Annotated in this window: 26 protein-coding genes; 17 read left to right on the forward strand and 9 right to left on the reverse strand. The window is 63.4% G+C overall.

All coding sequences use genetic code 11. From position 1 onward, the window contains the following. The first annotated feature begins 48 nt into the window (after window positions 1-48). A complete protein-coding gene (locus tag HBNXHr_RS05625) occupies window positions 49-777 on the forward strand; it encodes a hypothetical protein (protein WP_275883485.1) in 729 nt (242 codons plus the stop codon). Here the strand turns inward: HBNXHr_RS05625 and HBNXHr_RS05630 are convergent. Next, the gene (locus HBNXHr_RS05630; protein ID WP_275883486.1) at window positions 774-1,436 is read right to left on the reverse strand and encodes a glycerophosphodiester phosphodiesterase; all 663 of its coding nucleotides are present in this window, start codon (window positions 1,434-1,436) and stop codon (window positions 774-776) included. The genes HBNXHr_RS05625 and HBNXHr_RS05630 overlap by 4 nt on opposite strands. A gap of 128 nt (window positions 1,437-1,564) precedes the next feature. Between HBNXHr_RS05630 and HBNXHr_RS05635 the strand changes: the two genes are divergently transcribed. Together HBNXHr_RS05635 and HBNXHr_RS05640 are read left to right on the forward strand one after the other, a co-directional pair. After that, window positions 1,565-2,542 (forward strand): permease, encoded by a 978-nt coding sequence (locus tag HBNXHr_RS05635; protein WP_275883487.1) that lies wholly within the window; start codon window positions 1,565-1,567, stop codon window positions 2,540-2,542. A 166-nt stretch (window positions 2,543-2,708) separates the two neighbouring features. After that, the gene (locus tag HBNXHr_RS05640) at window positions 2,709-3,773 is read left to right on the forward strand and encodes a hypothetical protein (RefSeq protein WP_275883488.1); all 1,065 of its coding nucleotides are present in this window, start codon (window positions 2,709-2,711) and stop codon (window positions 3,771-3,773) included. Window positions 3,774-3,873: 100 nt separating this feature from the next. On the opposite strand, the gene HBNXHr_RS05645 is transcribed toward HBNXHr_RS05640, so the two are convergent. Next, a complete protein-coding gene (locus tag HBNXHr_RS05645) occupies window positions 3,874-4,209 on the reverse strand; it encodes a hypothetical protein (RefSeq protein WP_275883489.1) in 336 nt (111 codons plus the stop codon). An 86-nt stretch (window positions 4,210-4,295) separates the two neighbouring features. Here HBNXHr_RS05645 and HBNXHr_RS05650 point away from each other — a divergent pair, with 86 nt between their 5' ends. Then, window positions 4,296-5,096: a hypothetical protein gene (locus HBNXHr_RS05650; protein WP_275883490.1), complete on the forward strand. Its 801-nt coding sequence runs from the start codon at window positions 4,296-4,298 to the stop codon at window positions 5,094-5,096. Here HBNXHr_RS05650 and sucD read toward each other — a convergent pair. Both sucD and sucC read right to left on the reverse strand, forming a co-directional pair. Continuing rightward, window positions 5,093-5,962 carry a succinate--CoA ligase subunit alpha gene (gene sucD / locus HBNXHr_RS05655; protein WP_275740274.1) on the reverse strand — a complete coding sequence of 290 codons (870 nt, stop codon included), beginning with the start codon at window positions 5,960-5,962 and terminating at the stop codon, window positions 5,093-5,095. The two genes, HBNXHr_RS05650 and sucD, sit on opposite strands and share 4 nt — an antisense overlap. Next, window positions 5,959-7,104 carry an ADP-forming succinate--CoA ligase subunit beta gene (sucC, locus tag HBNXHr_RS05660; protein WP_275883491.1) on the reverse strand — a complete coding sequence of 382 codons (1,146 nt, stop codon included), beginning with the start codon at window positions 7,102-7,104 and terminating at the stop codon, window positions 5,959-5,961. Before sucC ends, sucD begins: the two co-directional genes overlap by 4 nt. Before the next feature lie 157 nt (window positions 7,105-7,261). Between sucC and HBNXHr_RS05665 the strand changes: the two genes are divergently transcribed. The 5 genes from HBNXHr_RS05665 (at window position 7,262) to purM (ending at window position 12,406) form a co-directional block, all read left to right on the forward strand. Then, window positions 7,262-7,831 carry a methyltransferase domain-containing protein gene (locus tag HBNXHr_RS05665; RefSeq protein ID WP_275883492.1) on the forward strand — a complete coding sequence of 190 codons (570 nt, stop codon included), beginning with the start codon at window positions 7,262-7,264 and terminating at the stop codon, window positions 7,829-7,831. A gap of 67 nt (window positions 7,832-7,898) precedes the next feature. Further along, window positions 7,899-9,401, forward strand: coding sequence for a TraB/GumN family protein (locus HBNXHr_RS05670; protein WP_275883493.1), 1,503 nt, complete (start codon window positions 7,899-7,901; stop codon window positions 9,399-9,401). Next, window positions 9,398-10,036: a metalloprotease gene (locus tag HBNXHr_RS05675; protein ID WP_275740282.1), complete on the forward strand. Its 639-nt coding sequence runs from the start codon at window positions 9,398-9,400 to the stop codon at window positions 10,034-10,036. Before HBNXHr_RS05670 ends, HBNXHr_RS05675 begins: the two co-directional genes overlap by 4 nt. Before the next feature lie 37 nt (window positions 10,037-10,073). Further along, on the forward strand, window positions 10,074-11,258 hold the full coding sequence (locus HBNXHr_RS05680; protein ID WP_275883494.1) for a GNAT family N-acetyltransferase: 1,185 nt from the start codon (window positions 10,074-10,076) through the stop codon (window positions 11,256-11,258). A gap of 116 nt (window positions 11,259-11,374) precedes the next feature. Next, window positions 11,375-12,406: a phosphoribosylformylglycinamidine cyclo-ligase gene (gene purM, locus HBNXHr_RS05685; protein WP_275740286.1), complete on the forward strand. Its 1,032-nt coding sequence runs from the start codon at window positions 11,375-11,377 to the stop codon at window positions 12,404-12,406. Between the two features lie 28 nt (window positions 12,407-12,434). On the opposite strand, the gene HBNXHr_RS05690 is transcribed toward purM, so the two are convergent. Together HBNXHr_RS05690 and HBNXHr_RS05695 are read right to left on the reverse strand one after the other, a co-directional pair. Then, on the reverse strand, window positions 12,435-12,869 hold the full coding sequence (locus HBNXHr_RS05690; RefSeq protein WP_275740288.1) for a universal stress protein: 435 nt from the start codon (window positions 12,867-12,869) through the stop codon (window positions 12,435-12,437). Between the two features lie 83 nt (window positions 12,870-12,952). Next, entirely contained in the window at window positions 12,953-14,815 is a 1,863-nt protein-coding gene (locus HBNXHr_RS05695) for a threonine--tRNA ligase (protein ID WP_275883495.1), read from the reverse strand. 182 nt (window positions 14,816-14,997) lie between these two features. On the opposite strand from HBNXHr_RS05695, the gene HBNXHr_RS05700 reads away from it, so the two are divergent. Continuing rightward, complete coding sequence (locus tag HBNXHr_RS05700; RefSeq protein WP_275883496.1) at window positions 14,998-15,231, forward strand: DUF2892 domain-containing protein; 234 nt, start codon at window positions 14,998-15,000, stop codon at window positions 15,229-15,231. 58 nt (window positions 15,232-15,289) lie between these two features. On the opposite strand, the gene HBNXHr_RS05705 is transcribed toward HBNXHr_RS05700, so the two are convergent. Further along, a complete protein-coding gene (locus HBNXHr_RS05705) occupies window positions 15,290-16,108 on the reverse strand; it encodes a PspA/IM30 family protein (protein ID WP_275883497.1) in 819 nt (272 codons plus the stop codon). 100 nt (window positions 16,109-16,208) lie between these two features. Between HBNXHr_RS05705 and HBNXHr_RS05710 the strand changes: the two genes are divergently transcribed. From HBNXHr_RS05710 to HBNXHr_RS05730, 5 genes are all read left to right on the forward strand, one after another. Further along, on the forward strand, window positions 16,209-17,051 hold the full coding sequence (locus tag HBNXHr_RS05710; protein WP_275883498.1) for a hypothetical protein: 843 nt from the start codon (window positions 16,209-16,211) through the stop codon (window positions 17,049-17,051). A 63-nt stretch (window positions 17,052-17,114) separates the two neighbouring features. Then, window positions 17,115-18,773 (forward strand): CTP synthase, encoded by a 1,659-nt coding sequence (locus HBNXHr_RS05715; RefSeq protein WP_275883499.1) that lies wholly within the window; start codon window positions 17,115-17,117, stop codon window positions 18,771-18,773. Beyond that, the gene (gene guaA / locus HBNXHr_RS05720; RefSeq protein WP_275883500.1) at window positions 18,773-19,690 is read left to right on the forward strand and encodes a glutamine-hydrolyzing GMP synthase; all 918 of its coding nucleotides are present in this window, start codon (window positions 18,773-18,775) and stop codon (window positions 19,688-19,690) included. The genes HBNXHr_RS05715 and guaA overlap by 1 nt, the downstream gene beginning before the upstream one ends. Continuing rightward, entirely contained in the window at window positions 19,690-20,016 is a 327-nt protein-coding gene (locus HBNXHr_RS05725; RefSeq protein WP_275883501.1) for an NAD-binding protein, read from the forward strand. Before guaA ends, HBNXHr_RS05725 begins: the two co-directional genes overlap by 1 nt. 107 nt (window positions 20,017-20,123) lie before the next feature. After that, window positions 20,124-20,420 carry a hypothetical protein gene (locus HBNXHr_RS05730; protein WP_275740302.1) on the forward strand — a complete coding sequence of 99 codons (297 nt, stop codon included), beginning with the start codon at window positions 20,124-20,126 and terminating at the stop codon, window positions 20,418-20,420. A gap of 70 nt (window positions 20,421-20,490) precedes the next feature. On the opposite strand, the gene HBNXHr_RS05735 is transcribed toward HBNXHr_RS05730, so the two are convergent. Beyond that, window positions 20,491-21,102 (reverse strand): molybdopterin-binding protein, encoded by a 612-nt coding sequence (locus HBNXHr_RS05735; protein ID WP_275883502.1) that lies wholly within the window; start codon window positions 21,100-21,102, stop codon window positions 20,491-20,493. A gap of 128 nt (window positions 21,103-21,230) precedes the next feature. On the opposite strand from HBNXHr_RS05735, the gene HBNXHr_RS05740 reads away from it, so the two are divergent. Both HBNXHr_RS05740 and HBNXHr_RS05745 read left to right on the forward strand, forming a co-directional pair. Next, window positions 21,231-21,479 (forward strand): hypothetical protein, encoded by a 249-nt coding sequence (locus HBNXHr_RS05740; RefSeq protein WP_275740306.1) that lies wholly within the window; start codon window positions 21,231-21,233, stop codon window positions 21,477-21,479. A gap of 54 nt (window positions 21,480-21,533) precedes the next feature. Continuing rightward, window positions 21,534-23,237: a histidine kinase N-terminal 7TM domain-containing protein gene (locus tag HBNXHr_RS05745; RefSeq protein WP_275883503.1), complete on the forward strand. Its 1,704-nt coding sequence runs from the start codon at window positions 21,534-21,536 to the stop codon at window positions 23,235-23,237. On the opposite strand, the gene HBNXHr_RS05750 is transcribed toward HBNXHr_RS05745, so the two are convergent. Continuing rightward, on the reverse strand, window positions 23,234-23,431 hold the full coding sequence (locus HBNXHr_RS05750; RefSeq protein ID WP_275883504.1) for a heavy metal-associated domain-containing protein: 198 nt from the start codon (window positions 23,429-23,431) through the stop codon (window positions 23,234-23,236). The genes HBNXHr_RS05745 and HBNXHr_RS05750 overlap by 4 nt on opposite strands. Window positions 23,432-23,560 lie beyond the last annotated feature (129 nt).

Consider the following 23,560-nt stretch of genomic DNA (forward strand, 5'->3'; position numbering starts at 1 on the left):
AATGGCTGGATCGGACGCCACGAGCTGTGTCGGGACCGGTGACTGGACATGATCGGCGGCGGTCTGTCGCTACAGGAGATCGCTGGGAACCCGAACCTGACGTTTATCTATTTCGTCGGGTTCGTACTGATCGGTGTGCTCGGCATCCGGTTCGGGGTGTATGCCCTCTGGAACCGGCGGGCGAGTCAACTACCGTCCCAGGCGTCGATCTGGACGCATCTCACTGGTGTGGGCGCGGCGGCCTCCCTCTATGGTCTGGTCGGTGTCCTCCAGATCATCACGCCGGAGATGCCGGCCATCCGGCGGCCGATCCTGCTCGCATTCGTCTTCCTGCTTGCGTTGACGATGCGGCTCATCGCCCGCCAGGGGACGCCGGCGAACGACGAGGCTGACGACGAAGTGACCGCTCGCCAGCCGGCAGTCGCGTTCTCGCTCGTCGTCGTTGCGGTATTGGTGGCCGAACTCGCGGGTGTCAAGGAGGGGATCGTCGTCGGGATTGCGGGGATCGGCGCGGTGGTTTTCGCCGGATACGGCTTCTGGCACGGCCGAACACAGCTATCCCGGTCGATGGTCCAGGGGACGATGCTCGATACGCTGTTGCGTCATCTTCTGCCGGTGCTGGCGTTCGGTGCCTTCGTCCCGGCAGTCGAACTCGTGACCCTCGTGGGGATCGACCGCGCGATCATCCTCCACGTCCAGATCGTCTTCGTGATCATGGCCGCAACGGCGCTGATGACTGCGAACATCAAGCTCCGGCAGAACCTCGCGCGGCTCTAATGGCCGGGACAGGCCGTCGGTTCCTCGGCGACGATCCCGTCGACGTCCATCTTTTCCAGTGACTCCGCGCGTTCGATGTCGTTGATCGGCCAGGCATAGACGGACAGGTCCGACCGATGGGCGCGTTCGATCAGCGCGAAGTCGATGAGTCGCCAGTGGGGAGCGATCCCCGCACATCCGATGCCGGCCGCGCGCTCGATCGCGGCTTCGGAGGCGTCCTCGACGATCAACACGACCGGCCAGTCGGTCGTCTCCGCGGCGGTCCCAACCACGTCCGTGTCGAACGACGAGAGCCAGACATCGACATCCGTCCCCGCGACGGCCGCCTGGATGTCCTCGATCAATCCTGACTCCTTGAGTTCTAAGTTCAATCCGACGGCCGGCGGCACAGCGTCAAGAACAGCAGACAACGTCGGCACACCTTCCCCGGAGCCGTCGACGTTCATGGCCGCGAGTTCCTCGACCGAATAGTCCGCTACTGCGCCCGTCTCGTCGGTGAGCCGATCGACGGTCTCGTCGTGAAAGACGACCAGTTCGCCCGACCCACATCGTCGGACGTCGACCTCGATCATGTCCGCCTGCGCGGCCGCTTGCCGGACGGCTGTCAGGGTGTTCTCGGGGTAGAGCCCGGCGAAGCCACGGTGAGCGATACAGCGCATACTGTCCGTTCCGCGCCCATCCTGAAAGGGCTTTTCGGGGTGGGTCCCGCGAGTGCGATCGATCGTCTCGGCGAGATGGCCCACAATAAATACCTATAATCCTGGCGCTTGAACCAACGCATGAACATATGAGTGGGGACGGGCCATCGACGAACACTGAGGAACCAGAACCCGGCGACGAGAACGGGTTGGTCGCAACGTACCGGCGATACGTCCGATCCGACGTCAGTCGCAGGGAGATCTACAGCGGCTTCGGGTTGTTCTTTGCCGGCGTGACGCTCGGTATTGCCGCGTTCGTCGTGTTTCTGTACAGTGGGACCTATCCCACCGGATCCGAGCCCTACTGGTACATTCGCGAGGTTGCGATCGTCGCCGGGTCACTGATGGTTCCCGCCGTCTCGTTGAGCGTCGTCATCCTGCTGCCGGTTGGACGTCGAACGCGCGCGGTCAGCGCGGTCGGAACGATCATCATCCTCCTGTCGGTCGTGTGGTTCACGCAGGTCTATCCCTGGCAGTGGAGCTCGGCCAACGACATGAGTGTGATCAGCCTCTACGCCGCGGGGGTCGCGTTACTCGTCGGGGCGACGGGGGCTGCGTTAGTTGCCCAGTACGTCGATCGGGTCACCGAACAGCCGGGCGAGGATGCCCAGGCCGGCGGCCAGGAGTCCTCGGCAGACGACGTCAGCGACGAGGACGTCCGTGCGGACATCGACGACGCGATGGCTGATTCCTCGTTGACGTGGGGCGGCGTCGAGACTGAACCGACCACGAAACGGCTCAAATTCGACATGCCAGATGCCGCGGAGGTGGGCAACGTCGACGAAACTGTCGATGCTGTCACGGAGACCAGATCCGCCAGTGGATCCGTCGACGATGCAGTCGACGGGTTGCGAAAGCTCCAGGGTGGAGAGGATGCGACGGCACGGGCGGAGAGTCCTGACGAGCAGGTCTCCGCGCTTGCAGCGATGCGCGAGCAACAACAGGCCGAGGCCGACGTCGAGACTGGGGTCGAGCGCCCGGGCCTGATTGCTCGCCTCCGAGAACGAGTGTTTGGCGGTGACGGCGAAGGGCGACTCGCGGCACTCCGGCGACGACTGTTCGATTGATTTTCGGGCTCCGCATATCGGTCGAATTCGACGCGGTACGACGAGACCGCCACGGACGCCCCTGTCGGGGGAGCTTGGATCAGGTCGGCAGGACCGGGTTCACTGTTTCGTCACGCGAAATGAAAGTATGATAAATTATTTCTAACCCCTGGTGCAATGTCCCCTCATGGCAAAGGGACTTGACGTGGGGACGATGAATCTCCTGTCCGCCAGACAGGAAGGGAACGAAACGGTCTTCGTGCAACAGCGTAACTCGTTCGTCGAGATCGACTACAGCGACATGGCCGATCAGATGCTGTCTCGCAGCGACGTGTTGCACATCCGAAAGGACGATAAGGTGTATATCGTCGGGGACGACGCGCTCAACTTCGCGAACATCTTCAACGAGGAGACGCGCCGGCCAATGCAGGCGGGGATTCTTTCGAGCGACGAGAAGTCGGCGATTCCGATGATCAAGCTCATCACCGAACAGGTGGTCGGTGATCCCCAGTATTCCGAGGAGCGGTTGTTCTTCTCGGTGCCGGCCGATCCGATCGACGACGATACGTCGACGTTGTATCACCAGAAGACCGTCGAGTCGCTGCTCAGCGACATGGGGTACGATCCCGAGCCGATCAACGAGGGGATGGCGGTCATCTACTCGGAACTGGCCGACAAGGAGTTCACCGGGCTGGGCATCAGCTTCGGGGCCGGCATGACCAACGTCTGCCTGTCGTACTACGCGGTGCCGGTCATGAAGTTCTCGATCGCCCGGGGTGGCGACTGGATCGACGAGAAGGCGGCCCAGGCGACCGGTACGCCCGTCGACAAGGTTACCTCCGTCAAGGAGGAGGACTTCGCGCTCGACTTCGAGACCGACGTGGGCGGGATCGAAGGTGCGTTGAGCATCTACTACGACAACCTGCTCGATTACGTCATCGAGAACATCATCAACGAGGTCGACGAGGAGGACATCGAGGAGGGGCTTGACGTCCCAGTCGTCGTCACCGGCGGGACCTCGACGCCGGACGGCTTCGAGGAACTGTTCGCCGAACGGCTCTCGGAAGCGGACCTGCCGTTCTCGATCCAGGGCGTCGATCGGGCCGATAACCCGCTGTACAGCGTTGCCCAGGGTGCCCTGGTGGCTGCCCGCTCGGAGGAAGAGCGCGACGGCACGAGGGCCGCAGTCGAGGCTGACGACGAAGTGGAAGACGAGCCAGAAGCGGAGGCGGAAGCCGAAACCGACGACTGAGGTCTCTTCACAGTTCGGTTTTTTGACCCGAGACGTAGCGATGCGTCCACGGACGAGACAGAGGCGGACGCGGACGCCGAAAGTGACGACTACGGTCTCGTCACGCTTCGTTTTCTGACTTGGTATGGAGCGACGCGGCTACGGTCACCGTCTCTTCGAAGTCGTCGATGTCGACTCGGGACTCCGTCTCGAAATCCGGATCGTCGACCGGGACTCGAACGCCTTCTTCCCGGACGACCAGACAGGTGTGCTCCGTCGAGAGATTCTCATTCTCGAACCGTTCCATCGCCCGATCCCAGCTTTCGGGGGCGGCCCCTTCATACCGGTGTGATGCTGGAACCCCACTGAACCCACAGGAATCACAGACCACAGCCGTCGCTTCGGTTCCTCCGACAGCGAAAGTCTCCAGGTTCCCCCCGCAACGTGGACACTCCATACGAACACTTAGGACTGTATGGTAATGAATGTGATGCGACCGTAGCAGGGACGGTATTATGGCTCAGGACTTCGTTGACTCCGAGTATGGCTGAGTTGTCCATTACCGAACGTCAACACGACCGACTGGAAGACGTGCGCCAGGAGGTCGAAGCCGCGTACGTCGAGTCCTACGGCGAGACCCGACCGCAGGATGCCATCGAGTACCTGCTCGATACCTACACGCCACCCGAGGAACGGGCGATCGTCGCCGCCTACGAGAAAGTCGCCACCGCCACGTACCCGACGCTGCAGCAGATCGCGAGCGACGTCGAGGACGTCCCGGGCAGCGGCATCGAGGCCGCGGAGATGCGCGGGCGCTTGCTGGCGGCACTAGGCCCGGAGGCACTTGCCGAACGACTCCGGGCGGCGGAGACGGAGACTGACGAGGACGAGAGATCGCCCGCCGACGAATCCGCGTCGGATGGGGAGCCAGATGTCGACAGTACGCCGACCAAGCAAGCGGGACCACCAGCCGAGAAGGGGTCGCCAGCCACGACCGAGGCATCAACGCAAGCGGGGACCGAGACGGACACCAGCGGGGCTGACAAGTCGACCGTCGACGGGGATGACGGGGACGGATCGCTGTCAGCAAGCCAGACCGGCTCGTCCGCCGAAAGCCACACCGAATCGGCGTCGGATGGCCAAGCTGAATCGGCATCGGACGATCAAACTGACGCTCCCTCGACGTCACCGCTCGCATCGGTCAACAAACTCCTGGATGACCACAGCGAGAAGTGGCGCAAGGGGGAAGGCGATGCCCCGTACGAGGTTGATCTGCCCGATGGGACGACGAAATCGGCCCGGACGAAGGACGACGTGCGCCAGTTACTGTTTCGGCACTACTAGGCGATGTCTTCGACCAGGTCGGCGACGTCGCTCGGCGTCTCGCCGACTTCGACACCCGCGGCCTCCAGGGCGTCGATTTTACTCTGGGCCGTTCCGGTGCCGCCGCCGGAGACGATCGCGCCGGCGTGGCCCATGCGCTTGCCCGGCGGCGCGGTCCGGCCCGCGATGAACCCGACGACCGGCGTGTCCATGTGTTCGGCGATGTATTTGGCAGCCGCTTCCTCGTCCTCGCCGCCGATCTCGCCGCACATCACGACGGCCTCCGTTTCCGGATCTGCTTCGAACAGTTCCAGCGCGTCGATGAAGCCCGTCCCGACGATCGGGTCGCCGCCGATGCCGACGGCGGTCGTCTGGCCGATCCCACGCTCGGTGAGGCTATCGACGATCTGGTAGGTCAGGGTGCCGGACCGCGAGACCAGACCGACCGACCCCTCGCTGAAGATGTTGCCCGGCAGGATGCCGAGTTTCGACTCGCCGGGGGTGATCACGCCGGGGCAGTTCGGTCCGACCAGGTGCGTGTCAGTGTCTTCGAGTTCGGCGTACACCTCGCTGACGTCCTGGGTCGGGATGCCTTCCGTGATCGCGACCACAACATCAAGTGGTGCATCGAGCGCTTCGAAGAGTGCGTCCGCAGCGAAGGCGGGCGGGACGAACACGACCGAGGCGTCGGCGTCCTCCTCGCGTGCTGCCCGATCGACGGTGTCGTAGACGGGGACGCCGTGGACTTCCTGGCCGCCTTTACCCGGGACCGCGCCGGCGACGACGTTCGTGCCGTACTCGATCATCTGCTCGGCGTGGAACTCGCCCTCCCCGCCGGTGATTCCCTGCACGATGACGCGGGTGTCCTCATCGACTAGGATGCTCATTGTGCCACCTCCTCGGCGTCGGCGACAGCACGCTGGACGGCTTCCTCGAGCGTTTCCTCGACGGTCACGAGATCGGTGTTGAGTATCTCCATGCCTTGCACGCTGTTGGTCCCCGCCAGTCGAACAGTGACTGGGTTGGGAATCGTGTCGAACTCTTCGAGGGCCTCGTTGATGCCGCGGGCGACCTCGTCGCCGCGGGTGATCCCGCCGAAGATGTTGAACACGACGCTGTCGACGTTGTCGTCGGCGAAGACGACCTCCAGAGCGTTGCGGACGCGGCCGGCTTTCGCTCCCCCGCCGATGTCGAGGAAGTTCGCCGGCGCGCCGCCGTAGTGATCGACGAGGTCCAGCGTCGTCATCACCAGGCCCGCGCCGTTGCCGATGATCCCGACGTTGCCCGAAAGCCGGACGTAATCGAAGCCGTACTCGTTGGCCATCGCTTCGAGATTGTCGTCGGTGGTTTCCCCTTCCAGTTGGGCGATCTCGGGCTGTCGGAAGAGCGCGTCGTCGTCGACGTTGAAGACGGCGTCGGCCGCGATCACCTCCCCCTCGTCGGTGATCATCACCGGATTGATCTCGGCGTCGCTGCCGTCTTTCTCGTCCCAGAGGTCGTACAGCGTCGAGAGGATCGAGGCGACGTCACCGGCGACCTCGCGGTCGACGCCCGCGTCGTAGACAGCCTTGCGGGCCTGGTAGGGATGGAGGCCGTAGCCCGGGTCGACGTGTTCGCGCGCGATGGCGTCGGGGTCCTCGGCGGCGACCTCCTCGATATTGACGCCACCTTTCGTCGAGACCATCGCGACCGGCTGGCCCTCCCCGCGGTCCATCGTCACGCCGACGTAGAGTTCGTTGACGAAGTCGACTGCCTGCTCGACGAGTACCCGGTCGACGGTGAAGCCTTTCAGATCCATGCCGAGGATGTCCTCGGCTGCCGCGCGGGCTTCCTCGGCGTCCTCGACGAGTTTGATCCCGCCGGCCTTGCCCCGGCCGCCGACGTGTACCTGCGCCTTGATCGCAACGGGGAATCCGATCTCCCCGGCGGCGTCGACCGCTTCCGCGACGGTCGTCGCGAGCGTCGCATCGGGGACCGGAATCCCGGCGTCGGCGAAGACGCGCTTGGCCTGATATTCGTGGAGTCGCATATCACGACCCGGGAGCGGCGGACGCTTAAATCCCGCTTTTTGCTACCGTTTCACATAGTCGCGGAGAGATCTGCCGGTACTGGCCGAAATGATGGGTTCCGGGTGGCATAGCAACCGCCGGCCGTCAGCTTTTGCGTCCACGGGGCAAAGGGGCCGTATGGGCCATCACACGTTCGACGCCGACCGGGCGGACGCGCTGGAAGACGACTCTCGGTACGCGTACCTCTCGGTCGACGAACTGCTGGGACTGTTCGACTTCGAAGAGACCGACTGCGTCGTCGACCTCGGCAGCGGGACCGGGTTTTATACCCGGTCGGTCGCCGCCCACGTCGATGCGGTGCTGGCGATCGACATTCAACCCGCCATGCACGCCGCCTTCGAGGCGTTCGGCCGCCCGGGCAACGTCCACCGGGTCACTGCCAGCATCGACGGGTTGCCGGTCGATACGGACGCCGTCTCGGCCGCGTACTCGACGATGACCTACCACGAATTCGTGAGCGAACGGGCACTTGATGAACTCGCCCGGGCGATCGAACCGGGTGGCCGGGTCGCGATCGCCGACTGGTCAGCCGACGGGACTGGCGATCGCGGCCCGCCGCTTGCCGAACGATACGACGCGGCGACGGTCGCCGAGCATCTCCGCGAACACGGCTTCGCGATCGACACCGCGGACGAGCGTCGGGAGACGCTGGTGGTGTCGGCACGGTACGTCCCGCCGTCGGCATGATCTGCAGGACAGCCCCCGCAGGCGCGTCCCGACAATCGTAAGGATGCCCCGTGGTGTAACCTATACAATGAGCGACACGGTCGACCCACCGGAACCGTCTGAGACCGGTGGCGAGGGGTCGATACAACTCGTCGGGACGGCACACGTCTCGGCGGAGAGTGCCGAGCGCGTCGAGCGGACGATCGAGGACGAACAACCCGACGTCGTCGCCGTCGAACTCGACGAGGGACGCTTTCGCCAACTCAAAGGCGAGTCGCCCGACGACATCGAGGCGAGCGACCTCTTGCAGGGCAATACGGTCTTTCAGTTCCTGGCGTACTGGATGCTTTCGTACGTCCAGGCGCGTCTCGGCGACCGTTTCGACGTGACGCCCGGCGCGGACATGATGGCCGGTGTCGAAACCGCCGAGGCCGAGGGAATCGACGTCGCCCTGGTTGACCGGGACATTCAGACGACGATCCAGCGGTTCTGGAAGCGCCTGACGGGCGTCGAGAAGGCGAAACTGTTTTTCGGCATGCTCGTCGGGATTGCCGGTCCGTGGACGGCGGCCTGGACGATCGGACTGATGGTCGGGATGTTCGCCGGCATACTCGGGTCTGCACTCGGGTTCTCCATTCTCGGGATACTCGGACTCACTGTGCCATACGCGTCAGTCCTTGATGTATTCCTCTTGGCTGGAGCCGTCGGAACGGTGATCGCCCTGCCGCTGGTGGCCGCGTTTTCGGGCTTCGACGAGGACGAGGACCCCGAGGAGTTCGACATCGAGCAGTTAACTGACACGGATGTCGTCTCCGCGATGATGGAGGAGTTTCGGCGGTTCTCGCCGGGCGGTGCCGAAGCATTGATCGACGAACGCGACGCCTACATCGCCCACCAGCTCGTCGGCCTGCGCGAGGAGGGCTATCACGTCGTCGCCGTGGTTGGGGCCGGCCACCGCGCCGGGATTCAGGGGTATCTCGATCGTCCCGCGGAACTTCCGCCGATGGACTCACTCACCGGCACGATCTCCGGTCGGCGGTTTTCGCTGTACAAGATCCTTGGGTATCTGTTCACGCTCGGCTTCGCCGCGTTCTTCGTCCTGCTGTTGCTTGGTGGGGCTGAACAGGGATGGTTGCTCAGACTGTTCGCAGCGTGGTTCCTCGTCAACGGCGTCATCGCGGCTGCACTGGCAAAGGTAGCCGGCGCACACTGGAGCAGTGCGGGCGTCGGCGGTGCGGTCGCCTGGCTGACGAGCGTCAACCCGCTGCTCGCCCCGGGCTGGTTCGCCGGCTACGTCGAGTTGCGCTATCTCGATGTCAACGTCTCGGACATCAGCCGTCTCAACGAGTTGCTCGACGATCAAGAGCTACCGATTCCCGAATTAGTCGCCCGGATGCGGGAAGTGCCGCTATTCAGACTCATCCTGATCGTCGCACTCACGAACATCGGGAGCTTCATCGCGAGCATGCTGTTTGCGAGCACGATCCTGCCACTCATGTCCAACGAGGTCGGCGGTGTCGCCGAGGTCGCCGAACTCCTGATAATGGGTGCGCAGAACGGGGCCGAAATGCTCTGGAACCTCCTCGGATGAGTGGACTGCGTTCGATTCGGTTTTCCCGGAAAGAGCTGTTCGATCTTCTCGCCGCGTGGCTCATCTTGAGCGTCGCCTTTACGCTGTTTTTGAACCCGGGACTGCTCGATAGGTGGTCCTACGCCCCCGACCCGTCGGTCGTGATCGCGGCCTTCGGCGAATCCCTCGTGACGAGCCTTCTGACGGTCGGCGTCGGGTTCATGCTTCACGAACTCGCCCACAAGGTGGTCGCGATTCGATACGGTCAGGTCGCGGCCTTCCAGGCCGATTACGGCATGTTGTTTCTCGCACTCGTCTCGGCGATGGCGGGCTTTCTCTTCGCCGCCCCGGGCGCGGTCGTCCACCGCGGCCGGCTCACGCTCCGGGAGTCCGGACTCATCGCGCTGGCTGGCCCGGTGACGAACCTGGCGTTGGCGAGTTGCTTTGCGCCGTTCGCCCTCCTTGCCGGTCCGGGACTCGCGTCAGTCGCCTCCTTCGGCGTCACCATCAATCTCCTGCTGGCCGGGTTCAACATGATCCCCTACGGCCCGCTCGATGGACGCACCGTTCTCAAGTGGAACCGTGGTGTTTACCTCGCTGTCGCGGTCCCGTCGATCGCGCTCGCGATCGTCGGGTTGTTCGGCCTGGGCTTCTGAACGATACGCTCTTTTTCCCCGGGCGAGATCCTCGATCATGTGCGAGTTTCGCCCGATTTCCCCGGCGGAGATGACGGCGTTTGACCGGGTTCGGCAGTACGCCTTCCATCCGGAGGATGGGCCGCTCCCACAGGAAGACAGCGATGACGTCGACCCGCCGCTGGGCACCCGATATGGGCTCTTCGATGGCGGGGATCTGGCGAGCATCTGCATCCACTACACCTTCGAGACGCGAGTACGGGGGTCCTGGATCGACCTGGGTGGACTCGGAGCCGTCGCGACGCCGCCGGAGCGTCGCCGTGCGGGCAACGTTCGGCGGCTGCTCCGGGAATCACTCCGGACGTTCGACGACGATATCCCGCTCGTCGCACTGTGGCCGTTTTCGACGGCGTTCTACCGGCAGTTCGGCTGGGCGAGCGCAAACGAGATCACGCGATACGAAATCACGCCGGAAACGCTGACCGATTTCTCAACGGAAGGTGGTCAATTCCGGCCTGTCGATCCGGACGACTGGCGGGATCTCCGGAAATGCCACCTGGCCTGTGGCCGCGGGGAGACGCTGTCGATGCGTCGCAGCGAGCAGTGGTGGCGACGCCGGATCTTCCACAAGTGGGGTGAGGATCGGCGTCATGCCTACGCCTATTACCGGGACGAGACGCCCGCTGGATACGTCATCTACGATATCGAACAGGACGGCGACCGCAAACTCGATGTCAACTATCTCGGCGCGCGCGATCACGAAGCCTTCCGGTCACTGCTTGGATTTCTCGGCGATCACGATTCACAGGTCGACCGCGTGACCCTCGACCGCCCAGATGATTCGGCGCTATTCGACGTTCTCGGAGATCCTCAGGCCGCCGACGCCGAACTCCGACCGGGGCCGATGGTTCGTCTCACCGACGTCACGACGGCACTCCAAGCGGTTCCGTATCCCGACGATGTCGAGGGGGATGTCACGCTTTCAGTTCGCGATCCCCTTCTCGAAGACAACGACCGAACGTATCGGCTGGTCGTCGAGGGTGGCGAGGGTCACTGTCGATCGACACCCGACGGTTCACCCGATGCAACCCTCGATGTCGGGTCCCTGTCGCGGCTCGTCGTCGGCGCGCGATCGGTCGAATCCCTCGCGACGGTCGGCAACCTCTCGGCGGAGTCGGACGCGCGCGGGACGCTCGCCGAGTTGTTCCCGCCTGAGCGGGTGTTTCTTCGGGAGTTCTTTTGAGAAGAGCGAGGTCTCCCTCCGGTCGACCGGAGAGACCTCGGAACGGCGAGCGGGGAGGCCTCGAACCAGGCGAGCGGAGCGGTGGGCTTTTGACCTCACCGGACGGCCACTCGGGTATGGCCGAACACGAGGCGGACGACGGCGACGAAGGGTCGTCGTCGGACGCGACTGACGAACCTGACGAGGGACTTACGTACGCGGACTCCGGCGTCGATATCGACGAGAGCGAAGCGGCGACCGACGCGCTGCTCGACGCGGCGGGCGAGTTCGCCGGCGACTTCGCCGGACTCGTCGACATCGGCGATCGATACCTCGCGCTGGCGACCGACGGCGTCGGGACGAAACTGCTCGTCGCCGAGGCCCTGGATGACTACTCGACGGTCGGCATCGACTGCATCGCGATGAACGTCAACGACCTGGTCGCGGCGGGCATCGAACCCGTCGCGTTCGTCGACTATCTCGCCATCGAAGCGCCCGACAGCACGACGACCGGCCAGCTCGGCGAGGGGCTTCAGATCGGGGCTGAACTCGCAGATATCGCGCTGATCGGCGGCGAAACCGCGGTCATGCCGGACGTCATCGATGGCCTCGACATCGCCGGCACCGCGGCCGGACTGGCTCCTAAAGACGGCCTCTTTTCCGGGGAGGCCGAGGCGGGTGACGCCATCGTCGGGTGGCCCTCCAGTGGCATCCATTCGAACGGTCTGACGCTCGCCCGGGAGGCTGTCACGCGCGATCACGAGTACGACGACCCGTTCCCGCCGGATCCCTCGAAGACGATCGGCGAGGAACTCCTCGCGCCGACGCGGATCTACACCGACCTGCTCGATCCGCTTCGCGAACACGGCGCGCATGCGGCAGCCCACGTCACGGGCGGTGGGTGGCGCAACCTCACCCGCATGGGCCCCTTCCACTACGAAATAGAGGAACCGTTCGACGCTCAACCGATCTTCGAGTTCGTCCAGACGATGGGTGCGGTCAGCGACGAGGAGATGCACCGCACGTTCAACATGGGGACGGGGTTCGTCGCAACCTTCGATCCCGCCGACGCGATGAACGTCGTCGAGGCGACCGAGGACGGACGGATCATCGGCCGCGTCGTCGACGGCGAGGAGGGCGTCTCGATCCGCGGGCTGGAACTGGCCTAAGCGCGGGCTGATAACGTCGACAGCGTGCTCAGTTCTCGATATTGACGACGAACACCGGCACGTCGGCGTTCTCGATGACTCGCTGGGTGACGCTTCCCAGGTTGGCAAGTCGGTCCCGACCGGTCCGACCGTGGGTCCCCATGACGATCAGGTCAGCCCCGATGTCTTCGGCGTATGAGAGGATACCACGGTGTGGGATCCCCTCCTGGAGTTCCGTTTCGACGGTGACGCCCGCATCCTCGACCTGTTCACGGAGGCGAGCCAGGGCCTTCTCGCCGTCGCTCTCGAGGGACTCCATGACTTCGTCCTGGGCATCGTCTTCCGCAGCGAGGTACATTCGGCGGTCGAGGACGTATAGCCCGTGGATCGTCGCGTCGTTGTCACCGGCGATCGAGATCGCGTGGTCGAGCGTCTTGGCCGTGCCGCTGCTGCCGTCCGTCGGTGCGAGGATGGTCTCGTACATGCTCCGTCCGAAAATTGAATCGCCAGGCAAATAGTTGTATGTGCCAGGGTGACACACGGTGCCGGGCAACCCCCGTTTCTGTGTTACCGTCCGGTGAAGTTCGGGTGGTTGCTGACGTGCCGGGGCAGATACCGGCTTTTCTGGGGGAGGCCGTCGACGTCGTCGAGGACCGCCTCGCGGAGGTCCGCGGGCGTCATGTCGATCTCGTCGTCGTCTGCGCGCACGTTGACGCCGATCGTCTCGCCCTCGATCTCTCGATCGCCGACGACGACGTAGTAGGGCACCCAGTCAGTCTCGGCTTTGGCGATACGCTTGCCGACGGACTCGTCGCGGTCGTCGATGTCCGCCCGTACGTCAGCGTCTTCGAGTTCGTCGACCAATCCTTCGCAGTAGTCCAAATGCGAATCAGGATTGACCGGAATGAACCGGACCTGGGTCGGCGAGAGCCACGTCGGCAACTGGGGGGTGTCCATCGAGGCAGTGTCCTCAAGCAGGGCAGCCAGCACACGTTCGATGCCGCCGGAAGGCGAGTAGTGGAGGATCGGGGGGTGGTGGCTGTCGGTGCCATCGGTGTACTCGATGTCGAAGCGCTCGGCGCTCTCGACGTCGATCTGAACCGTGGGGTTCTCGATCGGGCGGCCCAGACCGTCGATCGCGGCGAAGTCGATCTTGGCCGACCAGTAGTGGTGGCGTTCGGGGATGATCTCGATGAGCGAGGGCTTGCCGAGTTCCGCGACCACGTCTTCGACCCACGCCTCGTTGTCCTCGTAGAACTCACGAGTCATCCGGATTGCCGGTTCGTAGTTGAGGTCGAGGTCCTCGGAGGTCTGGAGCGCGAGTTCGGCCTGCTTGCGGAGTTCCTCGCGGGCTTGCTCCATGCTCTCCGTGGCGGTGTGCATGTCCGGCATCGTAAAGGCGCGCAGGCGCTTGAGGCCGGTCACCTCCCCCTTCTGCTCGCGGCGGAAGGAATAGGTCGACATCTCGTAGATCCGCAGTGGGAGATCGTTGACCGAAATGTGCATGTCCCGCATGATCGAGAACTGGCCGAAACAGGCCGCAAACCGCAGCATCATCCGGCGATCGCCCGATTCGAAGCGGTACTGGCGCTCGCCGAACTTCCCGGCGTGCTCGTCGATCGATCGCGCGCCGAGGTCGTACATGATCGGCGTCTCGACCGGCATCCCGCCGTAGTCGACGACGAGGTCGTTGACGTACTCCATGAGGGCGTCCCGGACGAGTTTGCCGCGGGGGTACCACCGGAGGTTTCCGACGTCGCTCAGATCGTCGTAGCCGACTAGTCCCTTCTCCTGCATGAGATCGACGTGGGGTGGCTGCTCGCCCTCGTTGCTGGTGATCCCCTCGACCTCGTCTTCGATGAAGGCGACGAGATCCTCGCCAACCGACTCTTTGGCATCGACGGCGTTCGTTACGTCTCCGTCGGGCGTCATGACCTTCCACTCGCTGGGTTCGCGGTCGGGCTCTCCTTCGGATTCGGCTTCGTCATCGTCTTCGTCTCGGTGAGCGGCGACGTGGCGGGACAGTTCCGAGAGCGGGTGGCCCTTACACGAGACCTCGAAGGCCTTGTACCAGCCGAATGGTGCCCGGAGAATCTCGTAGCCGGCCGACTCCATCTCCGCTTCGAGTCGTTGCATGACTTCTTTTGCGGCGTCAGGGCCGGCGAGATCCTCGCTGAGGTGAGCGTAGGGATAGAGGACGACATCGTTGGTGTTGAGCTGGCCGGCGACGTCTTCGAGCTCCGTCAGGGCGTTTTCGACGACGCCATCGAGGTCCGCCTCGTCGTCGCTCTCGACGGTGATGAATACCGTCACACAGTCCTCCATGCGGCCTTCCATCGGGACCCCTTCGGTCTCGGCGAGGCCGTCGGGACCCGCTTTATCGGTCGTCTCGAACTCCAGGTGGTCCGAGTGGACGAACAGTAGTTTCATAGCAAAACCGTTCCGGCGGCCGGTAAAAAGGGTGCCGAATGCGGTCACACGACTGGGAGCGGATGTGCATCCCAGCGCATCCGATCGAATACGCTCGTCGACGACAGCAATCAACGACACTTGACAACAAGTACCAAAATATAAGTAACGGGGCCGAGAACTCATTTTCCGGAGTGGTCCGAATGCAAAAGAACGTCGGTGGCATGGACCGTATCGTCCGGCTCGTGGTCGGGATCGTGTTGCTCGCTGTCGCACTTGCAGGGTTCGCCGAACAGTTCACCTACGAGATCGGACCGATCACCACGATGATCGGGTCAGCAGTTCTGGCTGTCGTTGGCCTGATTCTCGTGGTAACCGGTGCGCTCCAGCAATGTGTCCTCAACGACCTGCTGGGGATCGACACCTATCGGGCCTGATCGACCGGGGAACCAACACCCTGAACGATTTCTGTCGGCGGACAACGGCCTTGGCGAATCAGTTCTCCTCGTCTTTGAGTGTCTCCAACTCTTCTTCGACGGCCGCATCCTCGACGTCGCCGAGGTCGACGTCGGCTGTGTCAGCTTCCGTGTCTGCCTCGGCATCCTCGTCGCCGGACTCGTCTCCGACCTCGGATTTCAGCGTCTCTAGCTCGGCGTCGACTGCCCCCGAGGTCCGGACTTCTTCGAGCTCGCGGTCGAGTTGATCTTGATCGCCAATAGCGTCCTCGATCGCCCCCGTATCGCGAAGTTCGTCCATCGCGGCCGAGCGGGCTTCCATCTCTTCGGTCTGCTCCTGGGCTCGCTCGATCGCTCGCCCGACGTCCTCGAACTGATCACCAGCGCCCGTCATAGCTTCCGAGACGCGTGAGGAGGCTTCGGCCGCCTGATACCGAGCTTTCATCGTCTCCTTTTTCGTCCGGAACTGCTCGACCTGGCTCTGGAGTTCGTTTTTCTGCTCGATCAATCGATCCTGTTGGCCCTGGAGGTCGGCGATCTGGGTCTCCAGGTCCTCGATCTGGTTCATCTTCTGCTTTTTCTTCTCCAGCGCGCGGCGGGCGAGGTCGTCTCGCCCCTGCTCGACCGCCTCACGGGCCTGGTCGTTGTGTTTCTCGACGTTCTCCTCGAGGCGGCGCTTCTGGATTTCCAGGCGCTTTTTCTGGGTCGTCAGGTCGGCGATCCCCTGTTTGACGTCCTGGAGTTCGTCCCGGAGCTGTTCGTAGGAGTAATCCAGCGACTCCGAGGGGTTCTCCGCCCGGTTGAGCAGCGAATTGACCTTCGAGCGGATGACGTAGGAGGCGCGTGAGAGGATTCCCATATGTCTCCGTTGGTGGCTCCGGCCTTAATTTCTTTTATGGGGGTGGTGACCCACGAACACGGGCGAAAATTAAATTTGGTGTCCGCCGGCATTCCAAACGATGGGCCTCGCTGAACCGTTCGGCACGCAGGAACCAACTCATCAACTCGTCGTCCGCGAGCGTGATGCCATCGACGATGCTGACCCTGCAGGCGGTCTCGCCGTCGAGAATCGCGTCATCAACGTGTCCATGCGGCAAGCCACCGCCATCCACCTCTGTATCGACGACACGCTGAACGCGGATCGGCTCGCACATCTTCGAGAGACGCTCCCTGGGGTCGAGGACGACCGCGTTCTCGAAAACGCCACTCCCGAATACCGTGCCGAACTCCCTGCCGACGCAGATATCGTCACCACCGCACTTTCACTCCCGGAATCGGACACGGCTGTCTGGCTGGATCGGCTGTTCGGACTCGCGGAACTCGCCGTCGTGACCGACGATTCGTGGCTCTATCGATCCGTCCCACACGAGACGCATATCCGGGAGATCAACGCCGAGGCGGTCGAGGCGTATCTCCGGACACTTCACCGGGAACTCAGTGACATCCCGGGAACAGCGATCGTCCCCCATGGCCCACTCGCATCCTGGCATACGGACGGCTACCGCTACGAACTGACCTGGGACGCGCTTCGGGAACGCCGAAACGAGGATCAGTGGCGCTCGATCAGCCTCGAACGACTACGCCGGGTCAAGTCCGAACCCGAGCGATCGGAGATTGTCTTCCAGTGGGACCTTCCCACAGGCGGGTCCCGCGTGGTCCGTGGACTTCGGCGCGCGTTCGGTCGTGAAGCGGACATCTCACCGATGCGAGTTTCGATCGCGACAGCGGAGGTTGCAACGGTTCTGGACGCGCTTGAAGATCTCAACGGCCGCCTCGGTTACGAGTACGAGATCATCGAGTGAGATAAACGAGCGATTCCGAATCGGTCCCGAAACGGTTTAGGTTCGCGCCCGCCCACCGTCGGTATGCCGAACGAGCCTGCAACCGACTACGACCCGGAACTGGGTCGGAAGTTCATTTTCGTCACTGGCGGCGTGATGTCCGGACTGGGGAAGGGGATCACCGCCGCGAGCACCGGCCGCCTGCTCGCCAACGCCGGCTTCGACGTGACCGCGGTCAAGATCGACCCGTATCTCAACGTCGACGCCGGGACGATGAACCCCTACCAGCACGGCGAAGTGTACGTCCTCAAGGACGGCGGCGAGGTTGACCTCGATCTTGGGAACTACGAACGCTTCCTCGACATCGACATGACCTCCGATCACAACGTCACCACTGGAAAGGTCTACCGCGAGGTCATCGAGAAGGAACGCGCCGGCGATTACCTCGGCCGGACGGTCCAGATCATCCCGCACATCACCGACGACATCAAGCGCCGGATCCGCGAGGTCGCCGAAGGCAGCGACGTCTGCATCATCGAGGTCGGTGGCACTGTCGGCGACATCGAGGGGATGCCCTACCTCGAGGCGCTCCGGCAGTTCGCCCACGAGGAAGACGAGGACGACATTCTCTTTACGCACGTCACGCTCGTCCCCTACTCGAAGAACGGCGAACAGAAGACCAAGCCGACCCAACACAGCGTCAAGGAACTCCGATCGATCGGCCTCCAGCCGGACATCCTGGTTGGTCGGTGTGAGGACAGACTCGACCCCGACGTCAAGGAGAAGATCGCGCTGTTCTGTGACGTCCCGACCGAGGCCGTCTTCTCGAACCCCGACGTCGCGGACATTTATAAAGTGCCACTGGTCGTGCAGGACGAGGGCCTCGATCAGTACGTGATGGACGAACTCGGACTCGCGGACGAGGCGCTTCCCGCGAGCGAGCGCAGGAACGAATGGCGCGACCTCGTCACTCAGGACACGACCGGATCGATCAACGTCGCACTCGTCGGGAAGTACGGCCTGGAAGACGCCTACATCTCGATTCACGAGGCGTTGAAACACGCCGGCCTCGAAACGAACGTCGAGGTCGAGACGACCTGGATCCACTCCGAGGACCTCGCCGAGGGCCACGACGGCCAACTCGACGACGTCGACGCCGTCGTCGTCCCCGGCGGATTCGGTTCCCGGGGAACCGAGGGCAAGATCGAGGCGACCCGGTACGCACGCGAGAACGACGTGCCCTTCCTCGGACTCTGTCTCGGCTTCCAGATGGCCGTCGTCGAGTACGCCCGGAACGTGCTGGACCTCGATGGGGCACACTCGGCGGAGATGGAGCCCGAGACGCCCCATCCGGTCATTGACATCCTCCCTGAACAGGAGGGCGTCGAGGACATGGGCGGGACGATGCGACTGGGGGCACAGGACACCGAGATCGAACCCGGAACGCTGGCGCACGAACTTTACGACGACACGACGTGTCGGGAACGCCATCGGCACCGCTACGAGGTCAACCCAGAGTACATCGACGACATCGAGGCCGCCGGGATGACGTTCTCGGGCGTCTCGAACCGTCGGATGGAGATCCTGGAACTCGATCCGGACAGCCATCCGTACTTCATCGGCACGCAGTTCCATCCCGAGTTCCGGTCGCGACCCACGCGCGCCTCGCCACCGTTCGTCGGCCTCGTCGAGGCCGTGTTGAACAGTTCTGAATCGGACGAACCGAAGGAGGTCGAGCACTAATGGTCGACGTCGAGACGTTCATCCCGGAGGCGAAAGCCGAGATAGCCGAGGCGATCGGTGACGACAACGCCGTCATCGCCCTCTCGGGTGGCGTCGACTCCTCGACGGCTGCTGCGCTTGCCTACGACGCGATCGGCGATCAACTGACGCCCGTCTACGTCGACACCGGTTTGATGCGCAAGGGCGAGACCGAACAGATCCGCGAGACCTTCGAGTACATGGACAGTCTCCGGATCGTCGACGCCACGGACCGCTTTCTCGACGAACTCGAAGGCGTGACCGACCCTGAGGAGAAACGCCACGCGATCGGCGAGCAGTTCATCCGGGAGTTCGAGACGGTCGCCCGCGAGGTCGAGGCCGACTACCTCGTCCAGGGGACGATCTATCCCGACCGCATCGAGAGCGAGGGGACGATCAAATCCCATCACAACGTCGGCGGACTGCCCGACGTCGTCGACTTCGACGGGATCGTCGAACCTATGCGGGACCTCTACAAGGACGAGGTCCGGGAGGTCGCCCGGGAACTCGATCTCGAGGAGATCATCTCAGAACGGATGCCGTTCCCCGGCCCCGGCCTCGCGGTTCGGATCATCGGCGAAGTCACCGCGGAGAAACTCGAAGTTGCTCGGGAGGCCAACCACGTCGTCGAGGAGGAACTCGAAGAATACGAGCCCTGGCAGGCCCTGGCGGCGGTCATCGGCAAGGCCACCGGCGTGAAGGGGGACAACCGCGTTCACGGGTGGGTCGTCGCCGTCCGATCCGTGGAATCCCGGGACGGGATGACCGCCCGCGCCCAGGAGATCGACTGGGAGACGCTCCAGCGCATCCAGAGTCGCATCACCGGCGAGAACGACACCGTCTCGCGGGTCGTTTACGACGTAACTCACAAACCGCCCGCGACCATCGAATACGAGTGATGCGGGTAATTGTTGCTGGAGCCGACGAAGGCGGGATCGGCGAGGCGATCAGCGCCGAAGGTCACGAGGTCACGGCCGTCGATGTCGCCGATGGTGAGTCACTGGAAGCCGCCGGTATCGAGGAGATGGACGCGTACGTGCTGACCGAGATGGCACAGGCCACCTCGATCGCCGTCGCCAAGGACCACAACCCCGAGATACGGGTTGTGGTGTACGCCGAGGGGTCGCTGCCTGACTTCGCCACCCGACAGGCGGATCTCGTCGTGGATCCGTCGTTGCTCGACGCTGACGCCGTCGCCGCGGAGTTCGATGCGGGTGCCAACTAATCGGCCGAACTCACACCGGCTCTGTGTGTCACTCGTCTCGACAGCCCGGTCGTGAAAGTCGTCCCATTCATAATCTTTTTTCATGATGAACTTGTACGCCCATACAGATGCGCCACTCAGAAACGAGACAGTTGTTCGAACAGACGTTTGAGTTCCCGGCCGACCACGACACGGTTGTCGAGCAGTTAGGTGACGTGGAGTTGACGTCGCCGGTCGGCGACGTTGTCACGATTCGGAGTATCTTAGATCGAACGAACGAAACAGCCTACCACTCGGCAGATGGGCTCTATACGACGCTTTTGGGCGGTCTCGAAGACGGATTCATCGGCCGGAAGTACTACGACGACCGCGGCGGGACGGCCATGGATTCGGACACGTTCGGCGGCGAGGCGGAATCGTTTTGACCAAGCGTCCGTCGTCAGCGACACGCTTGATGTGTCCCGCAGGGCCGGCGCGCGGTGACTGACCGCGCGCCTACGGGTCAGTGGCTTGGGCGACGAGTGAGTCGAGCGTGTCCGCGAGGATGGTTTCGACGGCAAAGCGCGCCGCGTCCGCGTCGCCGGGGAGACAGAACACGGGCGTCTCGTCGCTGACACCCGCTGTGGGTCGCATTCCGACGACGTTCGGTCCAGCGCGGTCGAAGTACTGCACTCGAAATAGTTCGCCAAACCCCGGCATCGACGTATCGAGTAGGGGCTCGATCGCTTCGACTGTGACATCCGATGGACCGATGCCGGCGCTGCCGACGGTCACGACTGCCGAGACTGCTCGCCTGCCGAGGGTCCGATCGACGGTCCCCTGGACGGCGTCGTAGGTACTGTCAGCTGTCTCGTGGGCGACGACGGTCCAACCGGCACGCTCGATCGAGCCCGCGACCGCGTCACTCGCCGAGTCGCTGCTTTCGGAGTCGCCATTTTCGCCGATGGCGACGATCGCCACGCCGAGTTCGACTTCGGTCTCGTCCGTCTCTTGGATGTCCCTCGCGTCAGCAGTGTCCGCTGCCTGCTCGTCGGCTGTCGATGACTCGTCCGGTTCGTCGTCGGTCAGCGAGCCACGAGTGGTGTCACGTGACTGGAAATCGACCATGGTGGGGACGGGTCGCCCTGCCTCAAAAACCCGGTGGAGGCCCACGCCGGCACGGCTCGGATCTTTCCGTCCTCGATTCGATGCCCCAACCCCGAGGTTTTTGTCCAGCCCACCCCGACTCGCTGGGCATGGGTAACCCCTCGAGCCGATCGGAGAGCGAGACAACGTCCGCACGCGAGGGCTGGCTCATCGTCGTCGCACTGGCGATCGCGCTGGTCGTGATTCCGTGGTCGTTGATCGTTTTGCCGTCGGCGCAGGGGGTCGTCGAAGCCCTCGGGTTCACTCTCAGGGATGCGTATCTGGTCGTACCACTCGTGCCGGCGATCGGGCTGGGACTGGTCGGGGTCTGGACGGCGCTTCGATCCCGGCGCTCATGATGACGCCGATCGGTCGCCAATCCTTTTGTTCGCCCCGATGATGGTCCGAGTGTAATGGCGGTTATCTATCTGGCACTGGTCCTGTTTGCCGGGATACTCGGCACCGGCGTTGCGATGTACGCGCTCTTGCATCGGGATACTCCCGGTGTTGGGCCACTCGGCCTGCTGTTGCTCGCTGCCGCGATGTGGTCGTTCACCGAAGGGCTCAGCCTGGCGGCCAACGGCTTGGGTAGCACAGTGTTTTGGGCCAAGTTTCGGCTGTCGATCTCGACGATCATCCCTCTGGCCTGGCTGCTGCTGACGGTCGAGTATACCGGCAACGACCGGCATATCACATGCAACCATCTGATCGCGCTCTTGGTCGAACCGATCGTCTTTATTGCGATGGTCTGGACGAACGGCGTCCACAAATTGGTCTGGCAGTCGCGGGATCTCGTCTTCACTGTTGGTGGCTCTGGGGTGGTCGCGAACAGGGGCATCGCCTTTTGGGGCCACGTGAGTTACTCGTATCTGCTGGTTGCCCTCGGTGCCTTCCTGCTCGTCAGGCTATCGATGCGGACCGATCAGCTCTTTCGGTCCCAAAGTACGTCACTGCTCGCCGCGATCACCGTCCCACTTATCGCCAACGCGGCGTTCCTGTTTCAGTTCACGCCACCGGGGATCGATCCGACGGGCGTCGCCTTTGTTGCAACCGGGACGATCATCACGGGCGCGATCCTGCGCCGACAGTTGCTCGCTGTCACGGCCGGCACGCGCGAGCACGGCCGGGACGAAATCCTGGCCGAACTCGAGGACCTAGTCTTCATCGTCGATACACGGGGCGTCGTCGTCGATTGTAATCAGTCGGCACTCCAGGCGCTTGAGACGACGGCTGATGACGTGATCGGACAGCAACTTGCGACAGTCGCCCCGTCACTCACGGAGCCCCTTCCGGACGACGCCACCGAGTACCATCGCGTCGAGGCGGTCAATCTTGACGGCTCCGTCCGAAAGTTCGACGTCCAACAGTCGCTTATCGAGCGGCCGTTTGGCGATTCGGAGACGAGAATTCTCAGCCTCCGGGACGTGACCGACCGGACGCGCCGAGAACAGCAACTCGACGTGCTCAATCGACTGTTGCGTCACAACCTGCGCAACGAAATGAACGTGATCCGTGGTCACGCCGAGTTACTTGCCGAAGCCGCCGACGATCCGGCCGTTGATCGCCATCTCGACCGGATCTTCGACACCATCGATACTGTCACCGAACGCAGCGACAAGGTCGGGACGCTCACGCGTGCTTTCGACGCCGCTGGCCCTCAATCCGTTGACCTTACGCTCACACTCCGTGATGCGATCGGCACGGTACGGGAAGCACATCCCCCGGCAACGATTCAGTTCGACCCCGACGAGGCGAGCGGCTTACGGGTCAACAGCGGCGCGTCTATCGGCCTCGCCTTCGAGGAATTGCTGTCCAACGCGATCGAGCACAACGACGGTGATCCCACGGTTACAGTCGGTGTCGACTCCGACGCGACCGGCGTAACGGTGCGGATCGCCGACGACGGCCCCGGCATCGGTGAGCAGGAGCGAACGGTGATCGAGCGGGGACGCGAGACACCGCTCGCACACAGCAGCGGCATCGGACTCTGGCTGGTCGCCTGGATCGTCCGGACTGTCGGCGGGACGATCCGCTTCGAGACGACTGACGACGGGACGACTGTCGTCGTCCGGTTACCACGGGACGGGGATTCCGACCGCGCCGCCACGGAGCGTTAGGCTTTGGCTTCGTAACCGGCGTCTTCGACCGCTTCGATGAGTGTATCCGGGTCGGCGTCGCCGTCGACGGTGGCCTGTTCGGACTCGTGATCGGCCGTCGCGCTCGCCACGCCGTCGACGGCCTCGAGCGCTTCTTGGACGGTCTGTTCACAGTGTTCACAGCTCATGCCGGTGACGGTCAAGGTCTGTGGCATACACCGACGTATGTGCTGGTGGTTTTTCGGGGTTGCGACTATCATTCCACGCCTGGTTCGCCGGCGCACGTTTGGAAAAGAAAATCAGATACCGGTCAGGGCTGTAATTCGAACCTGGATCCGGATACT

The organism is Halorhabdus sp. BNX81 (assembly GCF_029229925.1).
GTDB lineage: Archaea > Halobacteriota > Halobacteria > Halobacteriales > Haloarculaceae > Halorhabdus.

Coding starts and splice junctions, on each gene's coding strand:
- HBNXHr_RS05740 (WP_275740306.1), top strand. CDS start 21,231: ATGGGTAACCCCTCGAGCCGATCGGAGAGCGAGACAACGTCCGCACGC.
- HBNXHr_RS05695 (WP_275883495.1), bottom strand. CDS start 14,815: ATGAAACTACTGTTCGTCCACTCGGACCACCTGGAGTTCGAGACGACC.
- guaA (WP_275883500.1), top strand. CDS start 18,773: ATGGTCGACGTCGAGACGTTCATCCCGGAGGCGAAAGCCGAGATAGCC.
- HBNXHr_RS05700 (WP_275883496.1), top strand. CDS start 14,998: ATGCAAAAGAACGTCGGTGGCATGGACCGTATCGTCCGGCTCGTGGTC.
- HBNXHr_RS05680 (WP_275883494.1), top strand. CDS start 10,074: ATGTGCGAGTTTCGCCCGATTTCCCCGGCGGAGATGACGGCGTTTGAC.
- HBNXHr_RS05750 (WP_275883504.1), bottom strand. CDS start 23,431: ATGCCACAGACCTTGACCGTCACCGGCATGAGCTGTGAACACTGTGAA.
- sucD (WP_275740274.1), bottom strand. CDS start 5,962: ATGAGCATCCTAGTCGATGAGGACACCCGCGTCATCGTGCAGGGAATC.
- HBNXHr_RS05675 (WP_275740282.1), top strand. CDS start 9,398: ATGAGTGGACTGCGTTCGATTCGGTTTTCCCGGAAAGAGCTGTTCGAT.
- HBNXHr_RS05690 (WP_275740288.1), bottom strand. CDS start 12,869: ATGTACGAGACCATCCTCGCACCGACGGACGGCAGCAGCGGCACGGCC.
- HBNXHr_RS05745 (WP_275883503.1), top strand. CDS start 21,534: ATGGCGGTTATCTATCTGGCACTGGTCCTGTTTGCCGGGATACTCGGC.
- sucC (WP_275883491.1), bottom strand. CDS start 7,104: ATGCGACTCCACGAATATCAGGCCAAGCGCGTCTTCGCCGACGCCGGG.
- HBNXHr_RS05630 (WP_275883486.1), bottom strand. CDS start 1,436: ATGCGCTGTATCGCTCACCGTGGCTTCGCCGGGCTCTACCCCGAGAAC.
- HBNXHr_RS05640 (WP_275883488.1), top strand. CDS start 2,709: ATGGCAAAGGGACTTGACGTGGGGACGATGAATCTCCTGTCCGCCAGA.
- HBNXHr_RS05645 (WP_275883489.1), bottom strand. CDS start 4,209: ATGGAGTGTCCACGTTGCGGGGGGAACCTGGAGACTTTCGCTGTCGGA.
- HBNXHr_RS05635 (WP_275883487.1), top strand. CDS start 1,565: ATGAGTGGGGACGGGCCATCGACGAACACTGAGGAACCAGAACCCGGC.
- HBNXHr_RS05650 (WP_275883490.1), top strand. CDS start 4,296: ATGGCTGAGTTGTCCATTACCGAACGTCAACACGACCGACTGGAAGAC.
- HBNXHr_RS05670 (WP_275883493.1), top strand. CDS start 7,899: ATGAGCGACACGGTCGACCCACCGGAACCGTCTGAGACCGGTGGCGAG.
- HBNXHr_RS05710 (WP_275883498.1), top strand. CDS start 16,209: ATGGGCCTCGCTGAACCGTTCGGCACGCAGGAACCAACTCATCAACTC.
- purM (WP_275740286.1), top strand. CDS start 11,375: ATGGCCGAACACGAGGCGGACGACGGCGACGAAGGGTCGTCGTCGGAC.
- HBNXHr_RS05625 (WP_275883485.1), top strand. CDS start 49: ATGATCGGCGGCGGTCTGTCGCTACAGGAGATCGCTGGGAACCCGAAC.
- HBNXHr_RS05730 (WP_275740302.1), top strand. CDS start 20,124: ATGCGCCACTCAGAAACGAGACAGTTGTTCGAACAGACGTTTGAGTTC.
- HBNXHr_RS05705 (WP_275883497.1), bottom strand. CDS start 16,108: ATGGGAATCCTCTCACGCGCCTCCTACGTCATCCGCTCGAAGGTCAAT.
- HBNXHr_RS05735 (WP_275883502.1), bottom strand. CDS start 21,102: ATGGTCGATTTCCAGTCACGTGACACCACTCGTGGCTCGCTGACCGAC.
- HBNXHr_RS05665 (WP_275883492.1), top strand. CDS start 7,262: ATGGGCCATCACACGTTCGACGCCGACCGGGCGGACGCGCTGGAAGAC.
- HBNXHr_RS05715 (WP_275883499.1), top strand. CDS start 17,115: ATGCCGAACGAGCCTGCAACCGACTACGACCCGGAACTGGGTCGGAAG.
- HBNXHr_RS05725 (WP_275883501.1), top strand. CDS start 19,690: ATGCGGGTAATTGTTGCTGGAGCCGACGAAGGCGGGATCGGCGAGGCG.